This window comes from Ruminococcus sp. (genome assembly GCF_024691275.1).
GTDB lineage: Bacteria > Bacillota > Clostridia > Oscillospirales > Ruminococcaceae > Ruminococcus.
On sequence record NZ_JAILNU010000023.1, the window covers coordinates 43,499 to 68,809 of the forward strand.

22 protein-coding genes and 1 CRISPR repeat array are annotated in these 25,311 nt (G+C 44.6%); of the genes, 9 read left to right on the top strand and 13 right to left on the bottom strand.

Going from position 1 to position 25,311, the window contains the following annotated elements; translation table 11 throughout:
• The first annotated feature begins 216 nt into the window (after nucleotides 1–216).
• The gene (locus tag K6G33_RS02670; RefSeq protein ID WP_296775950.1) at nucleotides 217–675 is read left to right on the top strand and encodes a leucine-rich repeat domain-containing protein; all 459 of its coding nucleotides are present in this window, start codon (nucleotides 217–219) and stop codon (nucleotides 673–675) included.
• A 92-nt stretch (nucleotides 676–767) separates the two neighbouring features.
• Here the strand turns inward: K6G33_RS02670 and nadE are convergent, their stop codons facing one another.
• Together nadE and thrH are read right to left on the bottom strand one after the other, a co-directional pair.
• Entirely contained in the window at nucleotides 768–1,517 is a 750-nt protein-coding gene (gene nadE / locus K6G33_RS02675; protein ID WP_296775952.1) for an NAD(+) synthase, read from the bottom strand.
• Nucleotides 1,518–1,557: 40 nt separating this feature from the next.
• On the bottom strand, nucleotides 1,558–2,163 hold the full coding sequence (thrH, locus tag K6G33_RS02680; protein WP_296775954.1) for a bifunctional phosphoserine phosphatase/homoserine phosphotransferase ThrH: 606 nt from the start codon (nucleotides 2,161–2,163) through the stop codon (nucleotides 1,558–1,560).
• A gap of 256 nt (nucleotides 2,164–2,419) precedes the next feature.
• Between thrH and K6G33_RS02685 the strand changes: the two genes are divergently transcribed.
• The 7 genes from K6G33_RS02685 (at nucleotide 2,420) to K6G33_RS02715 (ending at nucleotide 7,947) form a co-directional block, all read left to right on the top strand.
• Complete coding sequence (locus K6G33_RS02685) at nucleotides 2,420–3,868, top strand: penicillin-binding transpeptidase domain-containing protein (RefSeq protein ID WP_296775957.1); 1,449 nt, start codon at nucleotides 2,420–2,422, stop codon at nucleotides 3,866–3,868.
• 180 nt (nucleotides 3,869–4,048) lie between these two features.
• Nucleotides 4,049–5,530, top strand: a complete 1,482-nt coding sequence (locus tag K6G33_RS02690; RefSeq protein WP_296775960.1) for a penicillin-binding transpeptidase domain-containing protein — start codon at nucleotides 4,049–4,051, stop codon at nucleotides 5,528–5,530.
• A gap of 160 nt (nucleotides 5,531–5,690) precedes the next feature.
• Nucleotides 5,691–6,164, top strand: a complete 474-nt coding sequence (locus K6G33_RS02695) for a small multi-drug export protein (protein WP_296775963.1) — start codon at nucleotides 5,691–5,693, stop codon at nucleotides 6,162–6,164.
• Between the two features lie 24 nt (nucleotides 6,165–6,188).
• On the top strand, nucleotides 6,189–6,710 hold the full coding sequence (locus tag K6G33_RS02700; RefSeq protein ID WP_296775966.1) for a hypothetical protein: 522 nt from the start codon (nucleotides 6,189–6,191) through the stop codon (nucleotides 6,708–6,710).
• 122 nt (nucleotides 6,711–6,832) lie between these two features.
• The gene (locus K6G33_RS02705; RefSeq protein ID WP_296775968.1) at nucleotides 6,833–7,084 is read left to right on the top strand and encodes a spore coat associated protein CotJA; all 252 of its coding nucleotides are present in this window, start codon (nucleotides 6,833–6,835) and stop codon (nucleotides 7,082–7,084) included.
• Nucleotides 7,081–7,329 carry a spore coat protein CotJB gene (locus tag K6G33_RS02710; protein WP_296775970.1) on the top strand — a complete coding sequence of 83 codons (249 nt, stop codon included), beginning with the start codon at nucleotides 7,081–7,083 and terminating at the stop codon, nucleotides 7,327–7,329. Before K6G33_RS02705 ends, K6G33_RS02710 begins: the two co-directional genes overlap by 4 nt.
• 3 nt (nucleotides 7,330–7,332) lie before the next feature.
• Nucleotides 7,333–7,947, top strand: coding sequence for a manganese catalase family protein (locus K6G33_RS02715; RefSeq protein ID WP_296775972.1), 615 nt, complete (start codon nucleotides 7,333–7,335; stop codon nucleotides 7,945–7,947).
• A gap of 642 nt (nucleotides 7,948–8,589) precedes the next feature.
• Here the strand turns inward: K6G33_RS02715 and K6G33_RS02720 are convergent.
• The 8 genes from K6G33_RS02720 to cas3 all read right to left on the bottom strand — a co-directional run bounded on the left by K6G33_RS02720 (nucleotide 8,590) and on the right by cas3 (nucleotide 21,896).
• Nucleotides 8,590–9,744, bottom strand: a complete 1,155-nt coding sequence (locus tag K6G33_RS02720) for a leucine-rich repeat protein (protein WP_296775973.1) — start codon at nucleotides 9,742–9,744, stop codon at nucleotides 8,590–8,592.
• 240 nt (nucleotides 9,745–9,984) lie between these two features.
• Nucleotides 9,985–13,725: a CRISPR direct-repeat array (repeat unit 33 nt; unit sequence ATTTCAATCCACGCTCCCAATGAAGGGAGCGAC).
• 161 nt (nucleotides 13,726–13,886) lie between these two features.
• Nucleotides 13,887–14,177 carry a CRISPR-associated endonuclease Cas2 gene (cas2, locus tag K6G33_RS02725; RefSeq protein WP_296775976.1) on the bottom strand — a complete coding sequence of 97 codons (291 nt, stop codon included), beginning with the start codon at nucleotides 14,175–14,177 and terminating at the stop codon, nucleotides 13,887–13,889.
• Nucleotides 14,178–14,181: 4 nt separating this feature from the next.
• Entirely contained in the window at nucleotides 14,182–15,213 is a 1,032-nt protein-coding gene (gene cas1c / locus K6G33_RS02730; protein WP_296775978.1) for a type I-C CRISPR-associated endonuclease Cas1c, read from the bottom strand.
• Nucleotide 15,214: 1 nt separating this feature from the next.
• On the bottom strand, nucleotides 15,215–15,871 hold the full coding sequence (cas4, locus tag K6G33_RS02735) for a CRISPR-associated protein Cas4 (RefSeq protein ID WP_296775981.1): 657 nt from the start codon (nucleotides 15,869–15,871) through the stop codon (nucleotides 15,215–15,217).
• A 1-nt stretch (nucleotide 15,872) separates the two neighbouring features.
• On the bottom strand, nucleotides 15,873–16,730 hold the full coding sequence (gene cas7c, locus K6G33_RS02740) for a type I-C CRISPR-associated protein Cas7/Csd2 (protein ID WP_296775984.1): 858 nt from the start codon (nucleotides 16,728–16,730) through the stop codon (nucleotides 15,873–15,875).
• 3 nt (nucleotides 16,731–16,733) lie between these two features.
• The gene (gene cas8c / locus K6G33_RS02745) at nucleotides 16,734–18,578 is read right to left on the bottom strand and encodes a type I-C CRISPR-associated protein Cas8c/Csd1 (RefSeq protein ID WP_296775985.1); all 1,845 of its coding nucleotides are present in this window, start codon (nucleotides 18,576–18,578) and stop codon (nucleotides 16,734–16,736) included.
• A complete protein-coding gene (gene cas5c, locus K6G33_RS02750; RefSeq protein ID WP_296775988.1) occupies nucleotides 18,562–19,311 on the bottom strand; it encodes a type I-C CRISPR-associated protein Cas5c in 750 nt (249 codons plus the stop codon). Before cas5c ends, cas8c begins: the two co-directional genes overlap by 17 nt.
• A gap of 254 nt (nucleotides 19,312–19,565) precedes the next feature.
• Nucleotides 19,566–21,896 carry a CRISPR-associated helicase Cas3' gene (gene cas3, locus K6G33_RS02755; protein WP_296775990.1) on the bottom strand — a complete coding sequence of 777 codons (2,331 nt, stop codon included), beginning with the start codon at nucleotides 21,894–21,896 and terminating at the stop codon, nucleotides 19,566–19,568.
• A gap of 283 nt (nucleotides 21,897–22,179) precedes the next feature.
• Here cas3 and K6G33_RS02760 point away from each other — a divergent pair, with 283 nt between their 5' ends.
• The gene (locus tag K6G33_RS02760; protein WP_296775993.1) at nucleotides 22,180–23,544 is read left to right on the top strand and encodes an O-antigen ligase family protein; all 1,365 of its coding nucleotides are present in this window, start codon (nucleotides 22,180–22,182) and stop codon (nucleotides 23,542–23,544) included.
• Between the two features lie 39 nt (nucleotides 23,545–23,583).
• On the opposite strand, the gene K6G33_RS02765 is transcribed toward K6G33_RS02760, so the two are convergent.
• Genes K6G33_RS02765 through K6G33_RS02775 form a run of 3 tightly spaced genes read right to left on the bottom strand, consistent with a single transcriptional unit; the run spans nucleotide 23,584 to nucleotide 25,230 of the window.
• Entirely contained in the window at nucleotides 23,584–24,459 is an 876-nt protein-coding gene (locus tag K6G33_RS02765) for a class C sortase (RefSeq protein ID WP_296775995.1), read from the bottom strand.
• A complete protein-coding gene (lepB, locus tag K6G33_RS02770) occupies nucleotides 24,456–25,049 on the bottom strand; it encodes a signal peptidase I (RefSeq protein ID WP_296775997.1) in 594 nt (197 codons plus the stop codon). Before lepB ends, K6G33_RS02765 begins: the two co-directional genes overlap by 4 nt.
• Nucleotides 25,042–25,230 (bottom strand): hypothetical protein, encoded by a 189-nt coding sequence (locus K6G33_RS02775; RefSeq protein WP_296775999.1) that lies wholly within the window; start codon nucleotides 25,228–25,230, stop codon nucleotides 25,042–25,044. The genes lepB and K6G33_RS02775 overlap by 8 nt, the downstream gene beginning before the upstream one ends.
• Nucleotides 25,231–25,311: the final 81 nt, after the last annotated feature.

The following is a 25,311-nucleotide window of genomic DNA, read 5'->3' on the forward strand; positions in this document are numbered from 1 at the left end:
AAATCAATAGGTATATTCACTTAATTTAATGGTTGAAATTCACTCTCCCTGCAATTGGCAGAAGAATATTTTGTACAACACTTACGAATATAAGTGTTGATAGATGTTAAACATTGACTTTCTATCGTTGCTGTGATATAATAATGTTGAACAAAATATTAAGAAAAAACGTTCGCTGTCAGATTCAATTATTGGTAGAAAACAAGGAGTAATTAAATGAATTATAAGATCAAACGTGGTGTACTGAAAAAGTATAAGGACGAAAAAGGCGTTACCGAGATCTTCATTCCCGATAGCGTCGGGATCATCGACCAGGGAGCTTTCAGCGGCTGTACTAATCTTGTAAGGATACTTGTTCCTGATTCGGTGCAGATAATATCGGATACCGCATTCAGCGGCTGCGAGAATCTTCAGAGCATCGCATTGCCCGAGAGTACTGTAAGGCTCGGCTGGTATGCATTTCGCGGCTGCCGCAGTCTCAGTGACCTGACGATACCGTCATCGCTTCGGGAGATAGGCAAGTTTGCATTTGCGGGCTGTGACCACCTTGCAGCAGTGAAAGTAGTGCATGATGATAAGATATACAGATTCGTTCTCCGCGGAGAGCTTGACAATGATAGATGGCAGAAGATAAGAAATACTGTCATTAATCATGAACAGGATATTGCATCATAATTGTGTCCCTGTCCGTAATGGACGGGGACTTTTTTTGCTTCTCGGACATAAAGAAAAGGGCACACACTGTGCGCCCTTATTTCTATGAAAAATTACTTGTTAAGTTCGTACTTCGGCATGAGCTGGAGCTTGTGGAGATTAGCCCTGTGAAGACGGTCTATCTTTTCTTTTATCTCGGGAACAGAGCTGAGATCGTCCTCGCCACGGATATACTTGTCGAGCATAGCGTATGTAAAGCCGAGGTTCTCCTCGTCAGTCTTTCCGCAAAGTCCGTCGGTAGGTGTTTTGTGAACAAGCTCCTTTGGAAGTCCAAGATACTCGCCTATCTGCAATACTTCGGTAACGGTAAGATCGGAGAGAGGGGAGAAGTCGCCTGCAGCATCGCCGTATTTCGTTGAGTAGCCTACCCAGTCCTCAGAGAGGTTGCAGGTGTTCACAACTCTGCCGTTGTGGCAGGCTGCGATCGCATAAAGGGTAGTCATGCGAATTCTTGCAGGAGTATTCACAATAGCCTGATTTGAAGGCTCAACGTGTTTTTTCAGTTCGTTCATGAATGAGCTTACCGTGTCGCCGATATTTACCACATAGTGAGCGATACCGAGAGTATCGACCAGAAGGTGGCTGTAGGAGATATCCGACTGCTCACCCTGCGGCATGAGAACGCCGATAACTCTGTCTTTGCCCAGTGCCTTTACGCATATCGCTGCTGCTACGGAGCTGTCCTTGCCGCCTGATATGCCGATGACTGCCTTAGTAGTCGGGGAAGCTGTTTTCTCGAAGAGGTCACGTACCCACTCGACTACTTCCTGTGTAACTTTCTCTGCATTGAAGCTGTAGCTCATAACTTTTCCTCCGCTCTTAATTGCTTTATATCAGCAGAAATCAGTCTGCCATTGCCTTTTTGATCGCTTCGAGAAGCTCGTCATATGTCTCATATGCCGGGAGCTCGGGGTGATCATTTTTGATCTGCTCAGTGCTTCTGAAAAGGAAGCCTGCCTTGCTTGCCTCGATCATGCCGAGGTCATTGTAGCTGTCGCCGCTTGCGATAGTGTCGTAACCTATGGACTGGAGAGCCTTTACAGTGGTGAGCTTTGATTTCTCGCAGCGCATCTTGAAGCCTGTTATCTCGCCGTTTTCGGCTACTTCGAGACTGTTGCAGAAGATAGTTGGGTATCCCAGCTTCTTCATGAGAGGAGCTGCGAACTGAGTGAATGTATCGCTGATGATGATGACCTGTCCGAGCTCGCGCAGAGAATCAAGGAACTCCTTAGCGCCGGGCATAGGATCAATCTTAGCGATAGTGTCCTGTATCTCCTTGAGACCGAGACCGTGCTCCTTGAGAACGCCAAGTCTCCATGTCATGAGCTTATCGTAATCAGGCTCATCGCGGGTGGTCTTTTTAAGCTCCGGGATACCGCTTGCCTCTGCAAAAGCGATCCATATCTCAGGAACGAGAACACCTTCAAGGTCAAGACAAGTTATATACATATGAATTCCTCCATTAATTAAAATCTTACCCTACTATTATACTACGATTTATTTCATTTGTAAAGAGGGCAGGGAACAAGTCATTAGTTAGTAGTTGAGAGTGTTGGTGTCGGCTGTTGCGGGCGGATCAAAATATATGCAAAACGAGCCAACAGGTGATGGCTGACAGCTGAAGCAGGCTTGACGAAACGGTGATTTTGGTATATAATTGAAGCTGGTCATATATTTTGAACTATTTTTATGAGGAATATGAAAAATGAAGATAAAAAGATTTGCAGCTTTTGCTGCTTCACTGGCTTTACTTGCAGGTACGGCTTCATGCTCGTCATCTGTGGGACAGGCAAATACAGACGATACTCCTTCGGCAGCAACTTCCGCGACAACAGTTCCTGCTGAGACCACAACTGCTCAGGTGACCACCGTTCCTGCGGAGACAAAGCCTGCTGCAAACGTGAGAAAGGGCAGTATATTCGATGCCAAGGGAAAGCTCCTCGTTTCTGCGGGAGAGGACGGCAAGCGCAGAGTATTTGCGGATAATTATGCAGTTTCGTTTGCAAATATCATTGCGCCCATGTCTGAGGGCTTCGACCTTACCTTCGATAAACAGCTGACAACTCCCATGGCTTCGGACAGTTCTCTGGGACAGTCCATTAAGCTCACCCTCGACGGCGACGTTCAGAACGAGATATACAGCTATATGGAGAGCAACAATATCGTGGGAACAGTAGTCGTTCTGAGAACTGACGGCTCAATAATGGCACAGGTCAACTACCCGTCCTACGACCCGAATACCGTTGCGGACCAGTCCCCGAACGATGACCTTGCATGGGGAGATACGGGCAACAAGGCATTCAGCAACTACGAACCAGGTTCATGCTTCAAGATAATGTCCGAGGTCATTGCCGACAAGCACGGCGTATACTCGGTACACGACGATGGAACATGGGAAGTAGGCGGTTTCCCTATAGTCAACTGGGATCACGAGACAAATAAGGGCAGCTATCCTATTGAGCGTTCGCTCAGCTCGGCATTTGTCAACTCCAGCAATATCTTTTTCGCCAAGGCATTCGACCAGATAGGTGCTGATGCCGTCCTTGCAGACCTTAGTTCGATATTCCATTTCGGTGCTGATGATAATATCAAGTGCGATTTCGGTGAGCTTAACAATAATATCGAGATATACTGCGATGACGACCTGCGCAGGAGCGCATTCGGTCAGTCATACGTGCTCACCTGTCCGATATATCTTGCAGCTCTCGGCAGAGAAGCTGCTTTCGGAGACATGGTTACGCCTTTCGTTGTCAAGGACATCGTGGACACCAATGACAGCTCGGTGAAGATAGGAAGCGGCTCGGCAGACAATGAGGTCATAGCTTCTATACCCGTGGATTACCGCCAGAATCTCCTTAACGGTATGTCTGCTGTAGGCTCGGATATCGGAGTTTATGTTCCCGGCGGATACAGCTTCTATGCAAAAACAGGTACAGCTGAGGGCTGGAAGGGGGATTTCCTCTATATCACAGGCTGCGCAAGGAATAATAATGACAGCGGTTCTTCACATTGGGACAGTTATGACAGCTACGGTGAAACAGGTTCGTATGTCATGGTAATGGAGATACAGAATCCTGTTGCACACGGTTTTGAGTTCGCTTCTCAATCAGCAGGAATTTATAGCAGCATATTGAACATAGTCATCGGAAGATGATACTCTGTTTTTGTATAAAACTCCCTTTTGCAAATGCAGAAGGGAGTTTTATTATTTTATTTTTTAAAACGTATTGACGAATAAAGAAAAAGAATGTATAATATAATCATGAACGTTTTCTGCGCTGTTTTATGCGGCGCAGTCCAGTTGATAAATAAATAACAAGGGCGGTATTCATTAATGAAAATCTGGGGAAGAAGGCTCGTGCCGCTGCTCGTTGCAGCAGCTGCGGTACTGTCGTTTCCGTCCTGTTCAGCAGAAGTTGGACAAGTAAGTTTCCACGGCGAAAAAAACAATAATTCGGCAAAGAAAAAGAAGTCCGAACCACAGACCACTGCAACAACAGAAGAAACGACAACTTCAACAACTACTACGACCACTGCGTTGGTCTACAGGGGAAATATCTACGACACCAACTATAAACTCGTTACATACGGCACTTATGCAGGGGAGAATGATGACCAGCGTTTGTACGGTGAGGGGTGCGGTTACTCATTCGGCAATATCATCAGCGACGCTTCGGCAGGCTTCGACGATACCTTCGGCGACCTCATGCGCGTGAAGAATCCTTCACCTGTTGGCGACAACAACATGGTAGGTCAGTCTATTCGGCTCACCTTAGATGCCGATGTACAGTCGGCACTGTCAAATTATATGGCGGAAATGGGCATGGCAGGCTCTATTGTAGTGCTTCGTACAGACGGCTCTGTACTGGCTGAGGTGTCATATCCTAATTACGATCCCGAGCAGTTCTATGCTGATCCGGGCTACAGGGATAACCTCTGGGAGGGAACTGTGGCGAACAAGGCTTTCCAGAATGCGACTCCCGGTTCATGCTTCAAGATAATGTCTGAGGTCATAGCAGATAAAAACGGCATAACTACACTCTATGATGACGGTACATGGGTGGACAGCGGTGCTACTATAGTCAACTGGGATCATGATACAGGAGCTTATCCTGTTCCCGAAAGAAGCCTTTATTCGGCTTTTGTAAATTCCAGCAATATCTACTTTGCGAAGGTGTTCGACACCCTCGGCACCGAGACCGTTCTCGCAGACCTTAATAATATGTTCCACTTCTGCGACACTATCCAGTGTGACTTCGGTCCCATAACCAATAATATCGAGATCTACTGCCGCGATGATCTGCGCAGGAGTGCTTTCGGACAGGCTTATGTTCGTACCTGCCCGATATATCTTGCAGCTCTCGGCAGAGAAGCCGTGTTTGGCGATATGGTCAAGCCATTCGTGCTTCAGCAGGTAGTGGATACAAATGACCCGTATACTCAGCTCGTTGGCGGAAGTAAGCCATATGAGGTCATCGGAAGTATCCCCGAGGAGTGCCGCGAGAATATCCGCGAGGGTATGCGCGGAGTAGCAAATAATCTCGGGCTTTACATTCCTGACGGCTACGAGTTCTTTGCCAAGACAGGTACTGCTGAAACAGGCAGCGGAGATATCCTTTATATCACAGGCTGTCTGCGAAATCTCTGTGACCGCACTGCTGAGAACATCACCTACAGCGATTACAACGATTACAAGTCGGGCGGCTCGTATATCATCGTTATGCAGCTTCAGAATCCTGCTGCCTTCGGTTTTGATTTTGCCAGCCAGACAGGAAGCCTTTATCAGGGCATAATAAATACGGTGCTTGCATATTGAGCATAAGTTAGGAAAGTCGGAGATGTATTTCTCCGACTTTTTTGTAAAATTGGTTGAATTTCAGCAAATAACCACAGGATATGGCATAAAACGCTTGACATATATAACAATATATGAGATAATAAATTGTATATGATTTTTTAGGAAAGAGAGTTGTGGTATGAAAAAGTACATCATTACATTTCTTATCTCTATGGTTCCTATATTGGAGCTAAGAGGCGCTATCCCGATAGGTGTCACCATGGGAGTAAAATGGCAGTACGCAGTTCTCCTGTGTATGATAGGCAATATGCTGCCTGTTCCGTTCATCTATTTCTTTGCGCGGAAAGTCCTTGAATGGGGAGCGGACAAGCCTGTTATCGGAAAGTTCTTCACATGGTGCCTGACCAAAGGAAAACGCGGCGGCGAACAGCTTAAAGAGAAAGCAGGCAAGGGGCTGTTCTGGGCACTCCTGTTTTTCGTTGGTATCCCTATCCCTGGCACGGGGGCTTGGGTAGGAACTCTTGCGGCGAGTATGCTTGAACTTGATTTTAAAAAGAGCGTATTGGCTGTTGCACTTGGAGTTATCCTTGCAGCAGCAATAATGACAACAGCAACCCTTCTTGGTGTTCAGGCATTTATCGCAGTCAAGTAAGAAAAAAGGACGGGGATATAGTTAATGTTCTTCAGAAGGAAAAGACCGAGGGAGTTTTTGTGCAAGCAGGCAAAGGAACTGAAGGGCGCAGAATTGCGCAGTTTTTTTGACAGCCTGAAGACTAATGAGATGACTCAGCTTGTGAATGATCTTTCCCCTGATGAGATAGGGGAGATGTTTATAAAGCTCGCTTCTGCCAACAGCGGAAAAGACGAGATAACTCCTGATATGATAAAGGAGTTCGATTACAGTAAGCTTAAACCTGTAAGGAGCGAGGTGGCTCCGGATAAGCTGTTCCACGCACCTGTGAGCTTTGATGATGTGTGTACCGAAAACGGCGAAAGGTACTGTATATCCGATTGCAATGGAAAGAAAGAGACACTGAATGTTGTGTCATACTGTAATATCATGCGCCTTATCTATGACGATGGAGAAGTTACAGGCGTGTTTCAGGGGCAGGATTCTGAGGAGGATATAATCCTTGCCGTAGAAAACAAACTGTATCGTTTTACCCTTAAAGGGTGCAGTATCGAAATAATCGAATGATGATAAAAGGTCTGAGTATGCTGCTCAGACCTTTTTTGTGTCAGTATGCGTATTATGTTCATATTATAAAATGTGCGGAAGAACTTCGCACAGTTTCTCCGCACGAGAAAGGAGGACTCGTTATGAATCTCGATCTTTTTGACGATGTTGAAGGCGTTATCCTTCACGAAAGAGAAGCGTCACTGAGCCGAATGAATATGGCTATGAATAATGGAAACGATACAGTATCAAGATTCCCTCAAAATACACCGCCTGCAATGGCATATGTTCCGTTTCAGCAATGGGGAGAATTATATGATGACGAGAAGGCATTTTCAAGAGGAACTCTGTTTCCCGAGCTTGATCTGCCGTTTTCAGGAGGTGGTTCCCAATGAATGAACGCAAGATGCTTCTGAACAAAATAAAAAAATATGATTTTGCACTGAAGGAACTGGTACTTTTTCTTGATACCCACACCGAATGCAGATCAGCACTTGCAATGTTCAAAAAGTATAAGGAGCTCCGCAGCTCGGCTGTTGAGGAATACAGCCGTAAATTCGGCCCGCTTACTCCTGAACAGAACAATGATATGCGCCACTGGAGCTGGACAGACGATCCGTGGCCGTGGGAAAGGAGATAATCTATGTGGCAGTATGAAAAAAAACTACAATATCCCGTAAATATCAAGACCCCCAACGCAAAGCTTGCAAAGGTCATCGTATCACAGCTCGGCGGACCCGACGGTGAGCTCGCCGCATCACTTCGATACCTCAATCAGCGTTATGCCATGCCTTATGCTCAGGTAAAGGGACTTCTTACAGATATAGGCACTGAAGAGCTTGCACACGTTGAGATGATATCGGCTATACTCTATCAGCTCACGAAAGATCTCTCAATTGAGGAGATAAAAGCAAGCGGTTTTGACACTTATTTTGTTGATCATACCACAGGAATATACCCTGTTGCAGCATCAGGAGCACCGTTTACAGCGGCATATTTCCAGTCAAAGGGCGATATACTGACTGATCTCACAGAAAATATGGCTGCTGAGCAGAAAGCCCGCACAACCTATGACAATATCCTGCGCCTTGCAGATGATCCGGATGTTCGTGATCCGATCAGATTCCTGCGTGAACGCGAAATAGTCCATTTCCAGAGGTTTGGAGAAGCACTTCGTATTGCTCAGGATAATCTTGATTCTAAAAACTTCTACGCCTGCAATCCGGCATTTGATAAGAACTGCGGCAGACGCAGGTAAGAAGCAGCGGGTTCCGATATTTCGGGAGTCGTTTTCTATATGCTTCAACAGAGCTGATGAAAGTGTTGATTAATACTTTCATTTTGGAGCTAAAAGTGGACGGAGCTGCCGTCAAGCAGTTCTGCATCAACACCAAAAGCCTTATTTCAATCCACGCTTTCCATGAAGGAAGCGAACTCGGCAACACGTTGAAAGCCTGTATATTCGCTGTTTCGATCCATGCCCCTGTGGCAGGGCGACTTGGGCTAAGTCGAGTATATGGCTTAAAACAGCCTTTTGCAAGTATATTATATCATGTATTCTTTGTTTGTCAAGAGCAAAATATTCACAGGTATCTCTTATGGAGGATTTTTATTCATTCCTTTGTGTAAATTCAGGCGCTTATCTGCAAAGGAGCAATGATACACGGTGATCTACAGATACCAGATGATATACTCGAAAGATTGAAACGTTAAAAATTCAGGATCTGCCCGAAATTATAATGCTGAGTCTTGGTCTTGCCATGTTTGGATCGCTCTGAATTTTCAATTTCTAATGAGCATGATTTATGAATTGAAATAAAATAATAAAGCGGCGAGAGGTTGACTCTCGCCGCTTTCGCATATGATACCATTTTAAGGTTGGTTTTATAGGTAATGATAATTATTTTTTTATAATAGCTTTTCTCATGAGGACAAGATCAAATACATCAAGAACTTCATCTTTTGTATAATCAGCAGCCTTCCAGTTTTTAAGTTCTGCATTTTTATCGCCAAGCAGCCACTTCTGAAGTAATAAAAAGTCGGCAACGTTGAATTCGCCGTCCATATTCAGATCGCCTGCAATTTCTTCATTAGGATCGCTGTGGTTTTCATCAAATATCATTTTGGCATTTTTCAGGAATGGATCATCGTTTGGTTTATTGATCTTTTCCCATGTTTCTTTGCTGCCGTAAAATGTTATTGTAGCATTTGATTTGATATCTGAAAAAGCTCTTTCGTCAATGTCGGTAAGTTTCCCCGAAAGTTTAAGGTCAGTCAGCTTTTCGCAGCCGCAGAAAGCCATACTGCCAATAAGCGTTGCGCCGTTAAGCTCAACTGAGGTAAGATTTGTGCAATAGAAGAATACATTATCGCAAAGCTTTGTGACGCTTGAAGGAACAACAACAGAAGTAATATCCATATTACGTTGGAATGCACCTGATGCGATATACTTTATATCAGATGTCAGCTTTACCTCTCCCTTGCACTTGTCTCCGTCCAGCAGTGCGCCATTTACGATGACAAGAGGAGATTTTTCGCGCTGTGATGATATCCACGGAGTTCCCTCGAATACTTTTGTATTCCACTCGATAATATGATCAGGAAATTCTATTTTTTCCAGAGATGAACAATTTTCAAATGCACGGATACCCACTTTTTCAACGCTGTCTGGAATAGTTATTGATGTAAGATTCGAGCAGCTGTTAAAAGCATAGTGTCCGATTTCTTTAACTGAATTCGGGATAGTTACGCTTTGTATTTTGCTAATCTGGAAAGCATATATACCGATCACTGTAACCGGCAAGCCTTCAATGCTCTCAGGTATCTCAACAGATGTTGCCGACAACTCACAGTGGCTTATCTCTACATGGTCAGAATATTTCCTGTAAGTCAATAATCCCGATTTTCCTTCTGTATAGCTTTCATTATCTGCTGCATAAACTGTGATCGGAGCAGATTCCCAAACACCTCTCTGCGCTGACAGCGGAATACCTGTTGTAAGCGTAACAGCAGCGAGAATTACAGCTGTCTTTAATGCTTTTACCCTGTTCTTCATTAATACCCCTCCAGTTATTATATCAATATGATCCTGCCTAAAATTCAGGCTGAAAAATATTGTTTGATGAAATATTTTCTATATTTTAACATATTAAAACAGAATTGTCAAGATATATGTAAATGAAGAAATAATTCCTAAAAGATACTGATGAATACGAAGTGCATCATTTACAGTAAGACCGTCCGAGTCAGAAAATTCACACCCCTTTTTACATTTTGTACAACAGGCGAATTGTGAATTTAAAACCACGCTCCCAATGAAGGGAGCGACTGATATATTCAAGGCTGGTGCTTCCTGCTACTACTATTTCAATCCACGCTCCCAATGAAGGGAGCGACTTCCTTGAACGTTAGCCCAGCCGTCAGCTTCACGAATTTCAATCCACGCTCCCAATGAAGGGAGCGACCTCAGGAGTTACGTGCTGGGAACCATACCAATGCATTTCAATCCACGCTCCCAATGAAGGGAGCGACAAGTTATATTCCTTCTCGTCCCCATATACAAGCATTTCAATCCACGCTCCCAATGAAGGGAGCGACTCTGTTCCGCTTTCCGTACTCCATTCGTAAGCAGATTTCAATCCACGCTCCCAATGAAGGGAGCGACAATAAGGCTGTGGCTGTCTCTTGTGAACGCTAAGAATTTCAATCCACGCTCCCAATGAAGGGAGCGACCGTAGGGCGATAATACAAGCGTTTCTGACGTGGTCATTTCAATCCACGCTCCCAATGAAGGGAGCGACCGAGCAGGGATTGGAAAAAGCCAATACCGAAAATATTTCAATCCACGCTCCCAATGAAGGGAGCGACAATAAGGCTGTGGCTGTCTCTTGTGAACGCTAAGAATTTCAATCCACGCTCCCAATGAAGGGAGCGACGCTGATCGAGTGTTGCTTTTTGGATACCACTCACCGATTTCAATCCACGCTCCCAATGAAGGGAGCGACACAACTCAGACTACTATCCGTTTGCAGACTATTGATTTCAATCCACGCTCCCAATGAAGGGAGCGACTTCTGGACGTGACGACGCAAGTGTAGAAATATTTTTATTTCAATCCACGCTCCCAATGAAGGGAGCGACCACATTTTTGTATCCATATGTTATAATTTGTAGATTTCAATCCACGCTCCCAATGAAGGGAGCGACCCTTTTAATATTAAATTTTGTGGTTGTCTTTTGAATTTCAATCCACGCTCCCAATGAAGGGAGCGACGATTACCATAGTCAACAGGAACAAAAGAGGAAAATTTCAATCCACGCTCCCAATGAAGGGAGCGACCTGATAATGATTTTAATTTTGTTTGGTGGTCTGATATTTCAATCCACGCTCCCAATGAAGGGAGCGACCAAGCGATATCATATGCCTTCTGATTTATCCGAAGATTTCAATCCACGCTCCCAATGAAGGGAGCGACAGCTTGCGAGCCTTGCAAAGCTCTGTAAAGAATTTATTTCAATCCACGCTCCCAATGAAGGGAGCGACGTTTTCCTTCCTCGACGCTCACATTTGCAGAATGCAATTTCAATCCACGCTCCCAATGAAGGGAGCGACAGGATTTAAAAACAGAAACGGTTATGATTGATGGTATTTCAATCCACGCTCCCAATGAAGGGAGCGACGTTTTCCTTCCTCGACGCTCACATTTGCAGAATGCAATTTCAATCCACGCTCCCAATGAAGGGAGCGACAATACGAACGTCGTTCTATTGCACGCGCTAAAAGATTTCAATCCACGCTCCCAATGAAGGGAGCGACAGGCTAAAGATATGTTGACTTTGGTCGATATCAAGATTTCAATCCACGCTCCCAATGAAGGGAGCGACTGGACTGCGGCAAAAAATTAAATTAGGTGCTTATATTTCAATCCACGCTCCCAATGAAGGGAGCGACATGAAATTGAAAAGCCCATAGAAACAAAAACGGTTATTTCAATCCACGCTCCCAATGAAGGGAGCGACGAGAGACAGTCGCCGCTTCGTACATAGTAGGTCTGATTTCAATCCACGCTCCCAATGAAGGGAGCGACTATATTTTGATTTCTCCGTTTTCAAGCTTATGAAGATTTCAATCCACGCTCCCAATGAAGGGAGCGACGTAGCCTGAGAAGCTCCTGAAGCTTAAACTCTCCTCGATTTCAATCCACGCTCCCAATGAAGGGAGCGACCAGGTCTGCTATTCTTATTTTTGCCAGTATATCATTTCAATCCACGCTCCCAATGAAGGGAGCGACCAAAATGGAGCAGTATCAAGCAAAGATGAATTAATTTCAATCCACGCTCCCAATGAAGGGAGCGACTTCTTGCTTATGCCATTTTCCAATATCAATAAAATTTCAATCCACGCTCCCAATGAAGGGAGCGACCAGCCTAACGGCGTATGCCGATTACCGTACACGATTTCAATCCACGCTCCCAATGAAGGGAGCGACAACATTACAATATTGGATTGACACATGCAAGTGTATTTCAATCCACGCTCCCAATGAAGGGAGCGACCGATGTTGCACGTACACTAACACCTGAGATGATAATTTCAATCCACGCTCCCAATGAAGGGAGCGACTCAAGTATCCTGTTGATGTAATACCGTCGATAGGTATTTCAATCCACGCTCCCAATGAAGGGAGCGACAGTTACAGCCCCTCATTGCTGAGAGGCTGTTGTATTTCAATCCACGCTCCCAATGAAGGGAGCGACTATTGTATTGTTAATACTCATCTGCATAGCTGAGAATTTCAATCCACGCTCCCAATGAAGGGAGCGACTGACAGCATTTAATTACCCTGTAGGGCGTTTTTATATTTCAATCCACGCTCCCAATGAAGGGAGCGACACCCCTCTCTCATATAGAGAGGGGTATTATTTAAGATTTCAATCCACGCTCCCAATGAAGGGAGCGACATTTCGTTCTGCTTCTGTAAGATTAAACGTATACATTTCAATCCACGCTCCCAATGAAGGGAGCGACACGGCTATCAGATCAGCAGGAAAGTCCGAACGCAGATTTCAATCCACGCTCCCAATGAAGGGAGCGACCGAGCGTTCTTCCCTATTCCAAAGAGTGCCAGCAAATTTCAATCCACGCTCCCAATGAAGGGAGCGACGGCGCAAGAAGCAGCAAACAAAAGCAATTGAACCTATTTCAATCCACGCTCCCAATGAAGGGAGCGACAAAACGAGGGCATTAACGCAGCCATAGTCGGCGATATTTCAATCCACGCTCCCAATGAAGGGAGCGACTAAACGGCTCGACTGTGTATTCATCATCAACGAATTTCAATCCACGCTCCCAATGAAGGGAGCGACGATATTGGTTCGCTTCTCCGCCGTAATGATATTGATTTCAATCCACGCTCCCAATGAAGGGAGCGACAATAATGTACTTTTTTCCTTCAATCTCGATTTGAATTTCAATCCACGCTCCCAATGAAGGGAGCGACCTATCGATAAAAGTTTGAGCTTTTGCGGCATGGACATTTCAATCCACGCTCCCAATGAAGGGAGCGACTTTAATCAGACGTTACCGCGATGATATAGTAACAATTTCAATCCACGCTCCCAATGAAGGGAGCGACTTAAATGAATTGCAGTCAAATATTCAGTTCAATGGTATTTCAATCCACGCTCCCAATGAAGGGAGCGACAATGTCAAAATTAACGCTTTTAACCGAATAACAATTTCAATCCACGCTCCCAATGAAGGGAGCGACAGTATACGCTAAAACAGTTGGTTTTGCTTGTCTATTTCAATCCACGCTCCCAATGAAGGGAGCGACTCTGTATGCCTTCTCATATGCGCCCGGAATAGTATTTCAATCCACGCTCCCAATGAAGGGAGCGACTATTGAACGATTTTCGCATAAATGGCTGTTTTGGATTTCAATCCACGCTCCCAATGAAGGGAGCGACACCTTCTTGATGATCTTGTTTGCGATAGTTGTAGATTTCAATCCACGCTCCCAATGAAGGGAGCGACAGCAAAAATGCACATATAACGCTGATTTTAATCGTATACAATGCACATTTTTGCGAACATAAAAAGCTTCTGAGCAACAGAATAAACACTTTGTTACTGAAAAAAGCCTTTTATTATTGGTGCGAATGATAGGGAGTTTTTATGTGAACTTATCATTCGCATCAGAAAATAAGTGGTTCGTCCACTTTTATAGTCTGTTTAGCACCGATATGTTCTATCTTTGCTTTTTTACTGTCGCCAAGATAATAAAAACGCAGACTATCCCGTTCGTTATCTATTTCTTCTGTCAGTTTTTGTTTGAGCAAACGGCACTGTGCAGGATCGAGCTCGCATTCAAACACTGAATTCTGAACTCTTATTCCGTAGTTGACGCATTGTTTTGCAACGTGCCTGAGTCGTTTTTTTCCTGCGCCGTCTGATGTATTCACATCATATGTTATCAATACGAGCATACATTCACTTCCACATAAAAGGCGGGTACGAATCAAGGTCGCCCCTGATATATCTTGCGAGTAACAATGCCTGAGAATATGGCAGCATTCCCCATTCCAGCTTTTCGTCAAGGAACGGGTGCTTCAGTTCATCGCTCTTGCGTTTTTGCCATGAGGATATGAAGGTCTTTCTTCCGCTTTCCGTAAGAAGCACAGCACCGTCCTCCCGTTTTTCAAAATCGGAAGGGGAGATGATACGTTTATTTATCATTGTTATTACGAACCTGTCACACAGCGGAGCACGGAATTCTTCAACAAGGTCAAGAGCCAGCGATCTTCTTCCGGGGCGGTCTGTATGCATAAATCCCACATAAGGATCAAGTCCCACGGCGGCAAGAGAAGAGGTACACATACTTGTAGCGAGTGAATATGCGAAAGAGAGCATTGCATTTACGAAGTCTCTTGGGGGACGCTTATTTCTGACGGTAAAGCAAAAATCGTCTTTCTGCTGTAGTATCATGTCATTGAATACCGAAAAATAGACCTGTGCGCCTTCGCCCTCGATACCTCTCAGGGTATCCATATCAGCAGCTTCCAGAGCGTTTTTTGATGAGCTTTTCAGAAGTTCTGAGCAGTGTGCAAATTTTTCGGTATCAATTCTCAGCGAGTGATCTCTGAGTGTGCGCTCGACGGTCCAGCGGCTGTTGAAAAGCTTGGCGCATATGATATTTCTTGCTATTTCGAGTGATTTTTCGGTATCGTCTGCAAAACGATATTGCTGTCGTCTTAAAAGCACATTTCCGCTTACTTCTCCCTCAACACGGGCAAGGAAGCGTCCGCTGCCGCTCATAAATATCAGTTCGATGCCGTCATTGGCGCATTTCCCCATGAGAGCAGGACTTGCTCCCGTATAGCCAAAAGTCATTATCCTTTCCAGGTTATGCAGGGGAACTCTTCCTATCTCTTTTCCATCGCTCAGTATGACCACGGTTTCTCCGTCAAGGGAAAGATACCTGTCAGGAGAAGTGATATATAAAGTATTCAGCAGCTTTTTCATATCATTTATCCTCCAGCATTGACGCTATATGAGCTTTTGCACTTTTATCCGAACACAGTGCGGGCAGGCAGATATTTTTCAGCGAACAGGCATTGCAGGCTTTGCTGCGTTTTACCTTTGGGGTATACTGCCTGCGGTACATTTCGTGCATTTCTTTCAGTGCTTTTTCTGTTTTTTCACGAAGCTCGTCGGTGAGATCGACTTTTGTACGCCTTCTGGTCTCTCCGTAATAGAGAAAGCCTGTTTTAATTTCGCAGCAGAGCATTTCCTCCAGACACATGGCCTGAGCTGCAAGCTGCATAATATCGCTGTCGTTTTCTTTTGGCTGTCCCCGTTTGTATTCCACAGGAGTTACGGAGTATCTGCCTTCAAGCCCGAAAATCTCTATACCCGAGCTGTTCCGTGTGAACTCGACAACATCGCATTCGCCGCTTATGCCGAGCCTTGCGGAGGCTACTGCCATTGCGCGGGATATGATAACATTTCCGCGTTTTTCGTGAAAATCCGCATCATGAACATTGCGGTGCATTACTCTTCCGTCAGCTGTGCGGAAATTTTCTTCCCACTGCTGTTCTATATGTATCAAAGCCCATTGCCGACGGCAGAAAACGAAGTGCTGTATCCCTGACAGCAGCAGATACTCGTCCTCGCTGTACATATCAGCCTTCAAATACTTCAGGTGTCAGTCCTTCGATAGAATCGAGCCTTATGTCGTAATCCTCGAAGCAGCGCGGTCTGTCAACTTTTTCCTTCAGGCTTACATTGAGCAGGCGGTGTACCTTAGCCGATGAGAATATAGGAGTTTTGCTGTCGTGCTTGTACCAGTAAACACGTCTTACCTCCATGCTGCCCTCGGGTCTTGCAGATGAACAGTCATTCTCGAACAGTGTTTCGAGAGCGAGCTTTATCTTTTCGGCATCTTCTTCTGTGAAGCCTGTCTTTTCAGCAAGCTGGCAGTTGATGCTGCCGTGGAAAACGTAGAGAGCGAAATCAATTTTGTGCTTTGTTCCCATAGTATCCGAAGCCTTGCCGTCCTTGCCGCTTTCGCCGTTAACGCTTTTTGTTATCTGCATACTCACGATATCCACAGGGGAGACACTTTCAGCCTGTTGGATAGTAACAGGACCTCTTACTCCTACAGAAACTGAATCGCCCTTGAAAGCGAATACCTGACCGAAGCTGCGGACATCTATCCATTCCTCACAGGCAGCTTTAGCGTATTCATCTCTGTCGGTATTCTTGGCTTTGCTGAGCTTGGCAAGTGTTTCACAGGCTTTTGCACGGTCGTGAAGACTTTTCTGACCGTCGTCGCATCTTTCGTCGGACTGAACGAAGATTTTCTCACCCATATCCTGCAAGCGGTTGCGGATCTTACGCTTTATGCATACGTCGCTTATCTCACCGAGGCCGTCGTAATTCTCACGAGGACGGTTGCCGTTGAGAGGGTCGCCGTTGGGGTTAGCATTTTTAGCTGTGATTATCACTGAAAAATCTATTTTATTCTGAAGTACGCTCATTTTTTATTCCTCCTCGTTATTCCTGTCAGATGAACTGCTGTTCCAGAGCAGTGCATTGTAATGGTGGAAGCCTATAAGATACATTGGTGAGAGCTTGCTGTTATCGGCAAAATCCTCGGGTGACATCTTTGACATTATCTCATTGATGTGCTTGGTGTATTTAGTCATTACCCACTGTTCTTTTTCGAGGTATGGTTCAAGTCTTTCCTCGATGATTTTCCATGTCTGGTAAGGTCTTGACGAAAAGGTGTTCCAGAATCTTCTTGCGTTTGTTACACGTCTTTCGTCCCTGTCGTATGTATCGCTTTCAGCCTTGTCAGCAATTGCGAGCAGACAGCCGAAAAGATAGCTTCTGTCGGTGCAGGTGGGATCATATGCCATTTTTATCTCTCCTTTATAATAAAGTTTGTTATCATGGTCGGTATGCTCTTTTTTTATAAGGGCACAAGTATTTTCGATGACTTTGCGGTGGCTGGATTCGTGTTCATATAAAAGGGGTGATGATGCTTTTTCGCAGAGTATCATTACCACATCGTGTGGGAGCATCTTTCCCTCTGTAACACACGGCAGCAGTCTTAGTATAACATCTCCCATGAGCTTCTTGTCACACGCAAGGAAACCGCTTTGTTCCGAGCCGTACAGACAGTTGGCTATCTGGGGCAGGCTGCATGAATCGTCAATTGACTTTTCGAGCTTGCTGTTGTATCTTCTCCATACAGTGCCGTTATGCCATTTTTCAAGGTTATTATAGAAATCTGATTCTGCGAGCTCGGTATAGAGGGCTATGGAAAGTCTTCCTGTGGTAGCGGCATCGAGACCCATTATCATTACCTTGCTGTCGGGAGATATTTTCATCTTATTACCTAACAGAGATTTGTTGAGCAATTCTGAGAATTTCGGCACAGTATCGTAGTCCTCGGCATCGTCGTCGAAAAGTTCAAAAGCACTTTTTGTGACGCTTGGAACGAATCCGAGGGCACTGCTCCATGTTACTAGAGTCAGTGTGTCGTAGGAACGGCTCTGTCTGCTGATGAGCCATTTCAGAGAATTGTGCATTTTCTGGGAGTAGTCGTAGCTTACAGCTATAGCTTCCTCTTTATTTGAAAAACGTCCGCGGAAGGTATAATTTGCACTGTCATTGGCAGAGATCAGCTTTGCCTTGTCGCCGCTGTTGCGTATTTTTGCGGGGTGCTTATAGGTCACAGCGCCAATTTTGCCGTCGGCGTAGCTCAGTCCGCAGCTGTCAAGAGTTGACTCATAGTACTTTCGGAAAAGATCATGGAGTTCGGTATCGAGCCATGTATAGCACAGACCGTTTTTGCCGCTGACGATGAAACGAACGAAGGAATCTTCTTGAGAAATGTTATTGTACTTTTTATCCGAGAACTTTCCGTTTGTTTCGTTGAGTTCGATAACTCCCATTTTTACGAGGTCGCTTATCAGCTGTCTCTTTTCGAGGTAAGCATATATAGCAGTTATGGCAAAGTGAGAGTATTCGCTTTTGCACCATTTGCCGAGCTGCTCCATATAAGCACTGAAATAATCGGAATTATCTGCGCGTTTGCCCTCGGCATACTGACTGTAGTCGCCTGCGATATATACAAGTTTGTCCGCAAGGGGCATGGGATTTATTCCACTGCCTCGGGCAGCTGAATCCTCGGTGACAGGGATTATTGTCACAGCATTTTCCTTTTCGACAGCCGAAGCACTGATAGCTTCACCTTCATCGGAAATAGTGATCTCTATCTGAGCATTTGCCGTGGAGTGGGAGATAGGCAGCATAGTTTTTCCGTCATCTGTGTTCAAAGCGCGTTCGTAGACCATGTAAAGCTCATTCGTCCAGCTCATCAGATTCACCTCCCTCGAACTCGCAAAGACCGCTGAAGTTGTCAAGGTCTTTGCCGAACTTCTTGATCTCCATTTTCTTGATGTGACGTTTGTGCTCTGACGGTATATCCGAAGGACGCACGAACTCAATGATGCCGTTTTTCATTTCGGGCTTGAAGAAGCAAACGGTCATGAAGTCCTTATCTTCGTCCTTTTCGGCTTCGTCGGGATAGATCATAGCGTAGTACATGAATGCAAGGTCCATATCAACTCCGTCGTATGCGCCCTTGCCCTCACCGAAGATGCAAGGCTCAACGTAACCCTGACATTCCCGTGTGCCGAGAAAAATATCACGTCTGCCGCCGCGTTCTATCATACGTCTGGCGATATTATGATGCTTGTGTTCGTTCCTGTCCTGTTCGAGCTCAGGGCGGTTAAGGTTCCATTCAAAATGAGCTCTTACCTGATAGCGAACATTTTCAAGGTAGTTATAGTATGCCAGATCGTTTCCGCCGTCGTATTTTATGGGACGAATACCTTTTCGCACTGTTTTGATGGGGTTCATGATCCTTACAGCGTCTATATACCACGTAATTGTCGGTTTCCAGTAAACGCTCTGGAGACAGCCCTTCAGTGCTTCATATGTGGGGATACTGTAGCTGAATTTTTCACCGCCCACTCGAGTAAGCACATCTGAGAACAAAGCGTTTTTGCCGTATACGCAGAACTCAACTGTATTTCTGTGTTTTTGCATCTGAGCACCTCCTTTTTTATCTTCTATACAAATTATATTAATTTCAAACACGCTTGTCAAGTCTTTTTCTAAAAAAATTTATAGAAAATCAAATTTAAGAGAATCTGTTGCTATTTATTGAGTTTTATGTTATAATAAACCGTCGCATATTAATATGCGTGGATTGAAAATATACAAATTATATTATCGTTTTTACGAGTCGGCACACCGCATGGGAGCATATCCTGTGCGGTGTGTTGATCTATCTGCAATGATCAGTATATGAGTACTTCTTGTTCAGCGCCTTCCAAGGTCACTCCGAACTCATTATTATAAAAGCTGCGGTCTTTCAGGTAAAAAATTCCGCTTTGGTTCATGCTCAATGCACCTTTTTCGATGAGCTTTTTTTCTGCTGAGGCATAAACGCTGACAGTATATTTCTGAGCTTTTCTCAGCAGCTCAACAGCCTCAGAAGGGGAGATATCGCTTTCCAGCTCAGCGATTATAGCTTTAGCTTTTTTGTTATACGGAACGATAATACTCTTTGTTCTGCTGTCGATGACTTCAAAGAGAGTGCCTGCTGTCATGAAAGCCTGTGAAAGGAACTTCTCGGTGCTCTTTTTTACTTTCCAGCGGTCTTTATCAGTGGAAAGGAGCTCAAGCAAAGTTGTGTCGTTATCGCCGTCTTTGACCTTATAGGAGAGCTCATCTTTATAACGCTGAAACAGCATATTGAAGTATTTTGTCTGGATATCCACTGATAAAAGGTCTGCGTCGGTATTGCTGATAATATTTTGCGAGATGATCTGCGCAGACTTTATCTCTTCAAGGTGTCTTAGCTCCTCAGCCTTGAAGTTGATGATATATACAGGACATATCCTGCCGAATTCGTCGCTGCGGTTGCATCTTCCTGCTGCCTGAGCAGCATTGTCAAGTCCTGCGATTGCACGTATCACGCAGCTGAATGATATATCTACACCTGCTTCGATAAGCTGCGTTGTAACACATACAACAGGCATTTTTCTCCTGAGGAATCTTTTCAGCGTACCTATGCGTTTTTTTCTGTGTACAGGACACATATTGGTACTGAGGTGTATGAGGCAGGCTTCATTTCCGAGGCGCTCTTTAAGTTCGGCATACATCTTCTTTGCCTGAGCCTTTGTATTAACTATCAGCAGAAGATCGCCGTTTTCTCTGAATTTTTCGCAGCAGAAGTCAGCAGATTCACCGATCTCGTAACCGTACTGTTTAAGCTCGGGAATGATCGCTGTCCGCTTGAACACTTCAAAGTCCTTTGAATAGTCTCCCGTCATGTCGCTTTGTTCATCGAGTATCAGTTTATGTTTTTCAAAGGGCGGCTGAGTTGCCGAACATAGCACTGCCGAAGCGCCGCATTGTTTTACAAGGAAGTTTACGGCGAGACTGAATAGGTCGGTACATCTTATGGGAACGGACTGGACCTCATCAATAATGATGACTGAATCGCATAGCCTGTGCATTCGTCTTACGGACGAGGTTTTTGCTGAGAAGAGCGTATTCAGGAACTGCACCATTGTAGTGGCTATAACAGGTTTGTCCCAGCGTTCTGTGAAGAGTTGATAATTGTCGAGCTCAACTTTATTATCTATTCCCGACATCATATTTGAATGGTGTTCAAGGAAGTTTTCTGTTCCTGCAAACTCTGAGATGACATCGCTGTTCTGTTCAAGAATGGACATGAACGGGGCGACGTATACTATTTTTTTAAGACCGTATTTTTTGCACTGTTTGACCGCAAATCTAAGGGAGGAAAGAGTTTTTCCTCCGCCTGTGGGTACGATGAGCCTGCAAGCTCCTGTTCTGTGCTGTGCAAATTCCGCACATCTGTCGGAAATACTCCTGCGCTGTCGGGAAATACTATCGGTAAGCTCCGAAAAAGCGGCAAGCTTCTCGTTCATACGCTCGTCCATTGTCTCCCACAGTGCGGAATAATCGGGCTCTGACTGAGTTTCACGTCCTGACATAAAATCAGAGGTATCGGTTCTGTCCGCATCAATTAGAGCGGATTGAATGAGTCTTTCAAGCATTCCGATATAAAAAGCTGCCTCTGTTTTGTCTTTGCTGATAGAATTTAAGCTTTTGACTGCATTGATCCATTCAGCCGTGGCTTTTTCAAGCATAGGGGCTGCATCTTTTTCGGGAAAAACCTCGGAGATATTGGAGAGGACCTCGTCGTAATCATCGTTTTTGGAGGTACGGCGGGCATATTCGTCGCAGCCGTCCGCGTCGAGCCAGTCACTTATGCCGTGATGAGACAGGATAGTATGGGCGATACCGTCGGCAGCAGCCTTCGTCATCGGGTCTGTGTCAGCAGCCAGCTCTTTAAGGTATCTTGCGCCTGCGTAGCTGTGATCTATACTTCCGCGCTTCATATTGTTCCGCTTGTTAATGTAGTCATCAAATACTTTTCTCAGCTTTCCCGCGTCGTGCAGGAGTCCTGCAAGCCTTCCGACCTCTGACAGGGAAGCTGTGCGCAGGAATTCTGCTGCAAGAACAGAAACGCTTCGGCTGTGCTCTCTTACCGACTGGACTTTCTTGTCATTTTCGCGTATGTGAGCTGTAAACATATTTATTCACCTCTGTCGTTGGAGAGTATTTTGTAAATCTGCTAAGAAGTATTATACCACATCGCTTATATGATTTCAATATAAATTCATATATTTTTATCAATAATTAATGTAAAAACTCACAATGATACCACGTTTCGACATATTTCGACAAGATACTACGGTGAATATTTTACACATATTTCAGCTTGTAATGAATCTTACGTACAGAATAAGTATGTATTGATTTTTATACATTAAAATGATATAATATTTTCATGTATTAATTTTTAGGAGGTTTGGTATGCAGGAATTAAAAAGTCGTTTTTCTCGGGTGATCGAGTTAATGACATCGGAGCGATTTTTCTTTTATTATATTGTTTCGGTCATGATATCTCTTCCTGTATTTGAATTCTTTGATGAAAGGCATTCAAATACATTCGCAAGTCAGCCTATTATTGTGGAAATAGCGGGATATATAGGTATATTCGTTTTCATGGCACATTTTCTGAAGCACAAAGACATAAAGTATTATCTGTCTGATGCGCTTTACTTTTTGCTGTTTGCATTTGCGGTGCTTTCGGCAGTGTTTACTCAGAACAAGGACGCGACATGGCACGGTTTTGACTATGATGAATGGCTGTTCAATTTTGTGGCGTATTTCAGCCTTATGCTCGCAGGAACTATGATATGCGACAAGCAGCTTAGAAAGAATATACTGAAAGCCTTTGTCTTTGTGACCTGTTTGCAGTCTGTTGTAGCAGCTCTGCAAACGGCAGGCATATACAGCGTTGAATGCTATTATGCTACCGAGATGATAATGGAAGGCAAAATGAGCTACGGTCTTACGCAGAACTCGAACTGGTACGGAGGACTGAGCGTTTTGCTTTTTGCCTGTACATCGGGAATTTTCCTTTATACGAAGAATAAGATGACAAGGAACGTGATGTTTGGAGTGTCAGTGCTTTGCTTCTATACGCTCATCTCTTCGGAGGCAAGACTTGCGTGGGCTGGTGCGGGAGCATACATATTTTTCCTTGTGGTATCCATGCTCGTAATGAAGAAAAAGGGCTTGGAGAAGGAGAGAATGTCTGTCATATTCAGGCGTTTTATCGTGCTTATTATGGGTATGGCAGCTGTTACTGCCTTTGCGATAATCGTCTGCGGCAAGGTAACGGGCAAGCTCAACAGGATAAAGTACGAAATGAACAGCGAACTTGATGATTTTGGTTCGGGAAGAATGTACATATGGAAGCACGGACTGAAAGCATTCCCCGATCACTGGGCGTTCGGTATAGGACTTGATAATTATGAAGATGTCTTCTTGAAGAGCCATGATTATGTTGCAGGTGGATACAAGCAGGCTAAGGCGCATAATGAATACCTGCACTATCTTGTTACACAGGGAGTTTTCCAACTCATAACATATCTGACGCTTCTTGTTTATGCAGCTATTACAGGTATAAGGAATGTCATCAGGAACGATGATGAGGAGGAAAGATACATCAACTGGATACTGCTTGGAATGTTCTTCGGATACGCAGCACAGGCCATGTTCAACAGCAGTGTAGTAAATATCGCACCATATTTCTGGATAACCATAGGATTGTGTCTTTCACATAAGAATCAGCACTGGCTGGGTTACTCAAAAAACAAAAAGGCAGCGTGACGCTGCAACGACTCCCAATATCGGGAGTCGTTTTTTTGCTTATTTATCTTTTTTCAGCGGGATATCGTATATGGAATCCTTTGTGACCGACCTGCATTTCAGGAGATGCTCTGACACTATCCAGAAAATCAGCAGAATTATCAGGACGGCTGCTGCGATGACGGTGTATACCGTCATATCATCTGCCATTATACCGTCGGCAGGGACCTTCACGCAATGAGGAGATGCCGTGTCGATCCTGTGAGCTCTTACAAGCATTCTATGTGTATTGATACCGTAAGGAGTACAAGTCATGAGGGTAACGCAGTCCATATTCGGGACTATCGCAAGCTTGTTGGTCTCGTAAGGCAGTATGACTTCTGTTTGATCCACCTCATAGGTAAGTACTTCATCAAGTACAGTTATCGTAAAGGTGTCGTCCTCGATAAGCTGGTCGATGTTGGTGAAGAGCTTTGCCGAGGGCAGACCCCTGTGCGCCGATATGACAGAATGGCAGCCTATGCCGCCTATGGGCAGTGATGAGCCCTGCATATGTCCGACTGCGATATTCAGGACTTCATCGCTTGTACCGTGATATATGGGAAGAAATAAATTTATCTTAGGGATATCAATATATCCCATTACGCCTGTGCCTGTTATATCGAGTATATCGTCATATCCTGAGATGCTGTCGTATTCGGTGAAAGGATCACTCAGCTCAGCAAGTCTGAGGTTATATTCCTCGGCTTTGATAAGCAACTCTTTTTTTGTGGAATCGTCCATTTCGGCAACGGTCTTTTCGTAGTTGGAAATTGCCTTCGACTGTCGTTTTGAGTTCCACCAATTACTGAATGAAGGATATAGCATCAGGAAAAGACCCATGAGCAGCATCAGAATTAAAAATAACGTAGTGATTATATTTTTCTTTTTGCTCATTTTTCTCCTCCGAGGCTGCCGCTGTCGCTGAGAGGGAGTATTATCCTGCTGATCTTGCCGATGATATTTTCTTCGGCGATGCAGCCAACTTCTGACGAGCGGCTGTCAACAGATGCAGAGCGGTCGTCGCCCATAACAAAATAGCGGCTGTCGGGGACTTTATACGGGAATGAAATATCACATTCGCCGTTTGCTGACAGCAGGGCATAGCTCTCGTTCAGCGTCTGACCATTTACGGAAACAATTCCGTTCTCGTCGATCTCGACTGTATCGCCGCTTTCGGCTATAACTCTTTTGATGAGTATTTTTTTATTATGGTAAAAGGCGATGATGTCGCCTTTTTTTATGTCGCTGCAGCTGCTGCACAGGACGACCTGCTCTTTTTTCAGAGTAGGAGCCATGCTGTTTCCCGTAACCTTGATAACGGGGAACACAAATGCCGATATAAGGACAAATGCGGCGGCAGCAACTATAACGGCTCCGATGGTATTGAGCAGAGTGCGGATATATTTTTGCTTATACCTGCGGCGATCGAGTTCCTTTTTGAACTGTTCAGCTGTTGGGATATCCATTTTTTTCTCGTCATTCATGGTCAGCATCGTCCGTTCCCGAGTTATTATTTTTGACGCTGAGAGCTTCTGAAACGAGCTCACCGAGCTGTTTATGCAGCAAAGAGTTTTCTTCCTGCACTTTATCCAGCTCCTTTCTCATATAGTAAAGCATTTCCAGCAGCTCAGTTTTTTTTGCTTTGCGGAGCTGTTTATCGGTCATAGTAATCACCTCATAATATACTAAATGTAATATTTACTTTTAATTGCAAGATATAATTTTATGCGGGAATGTGCCGCGAAA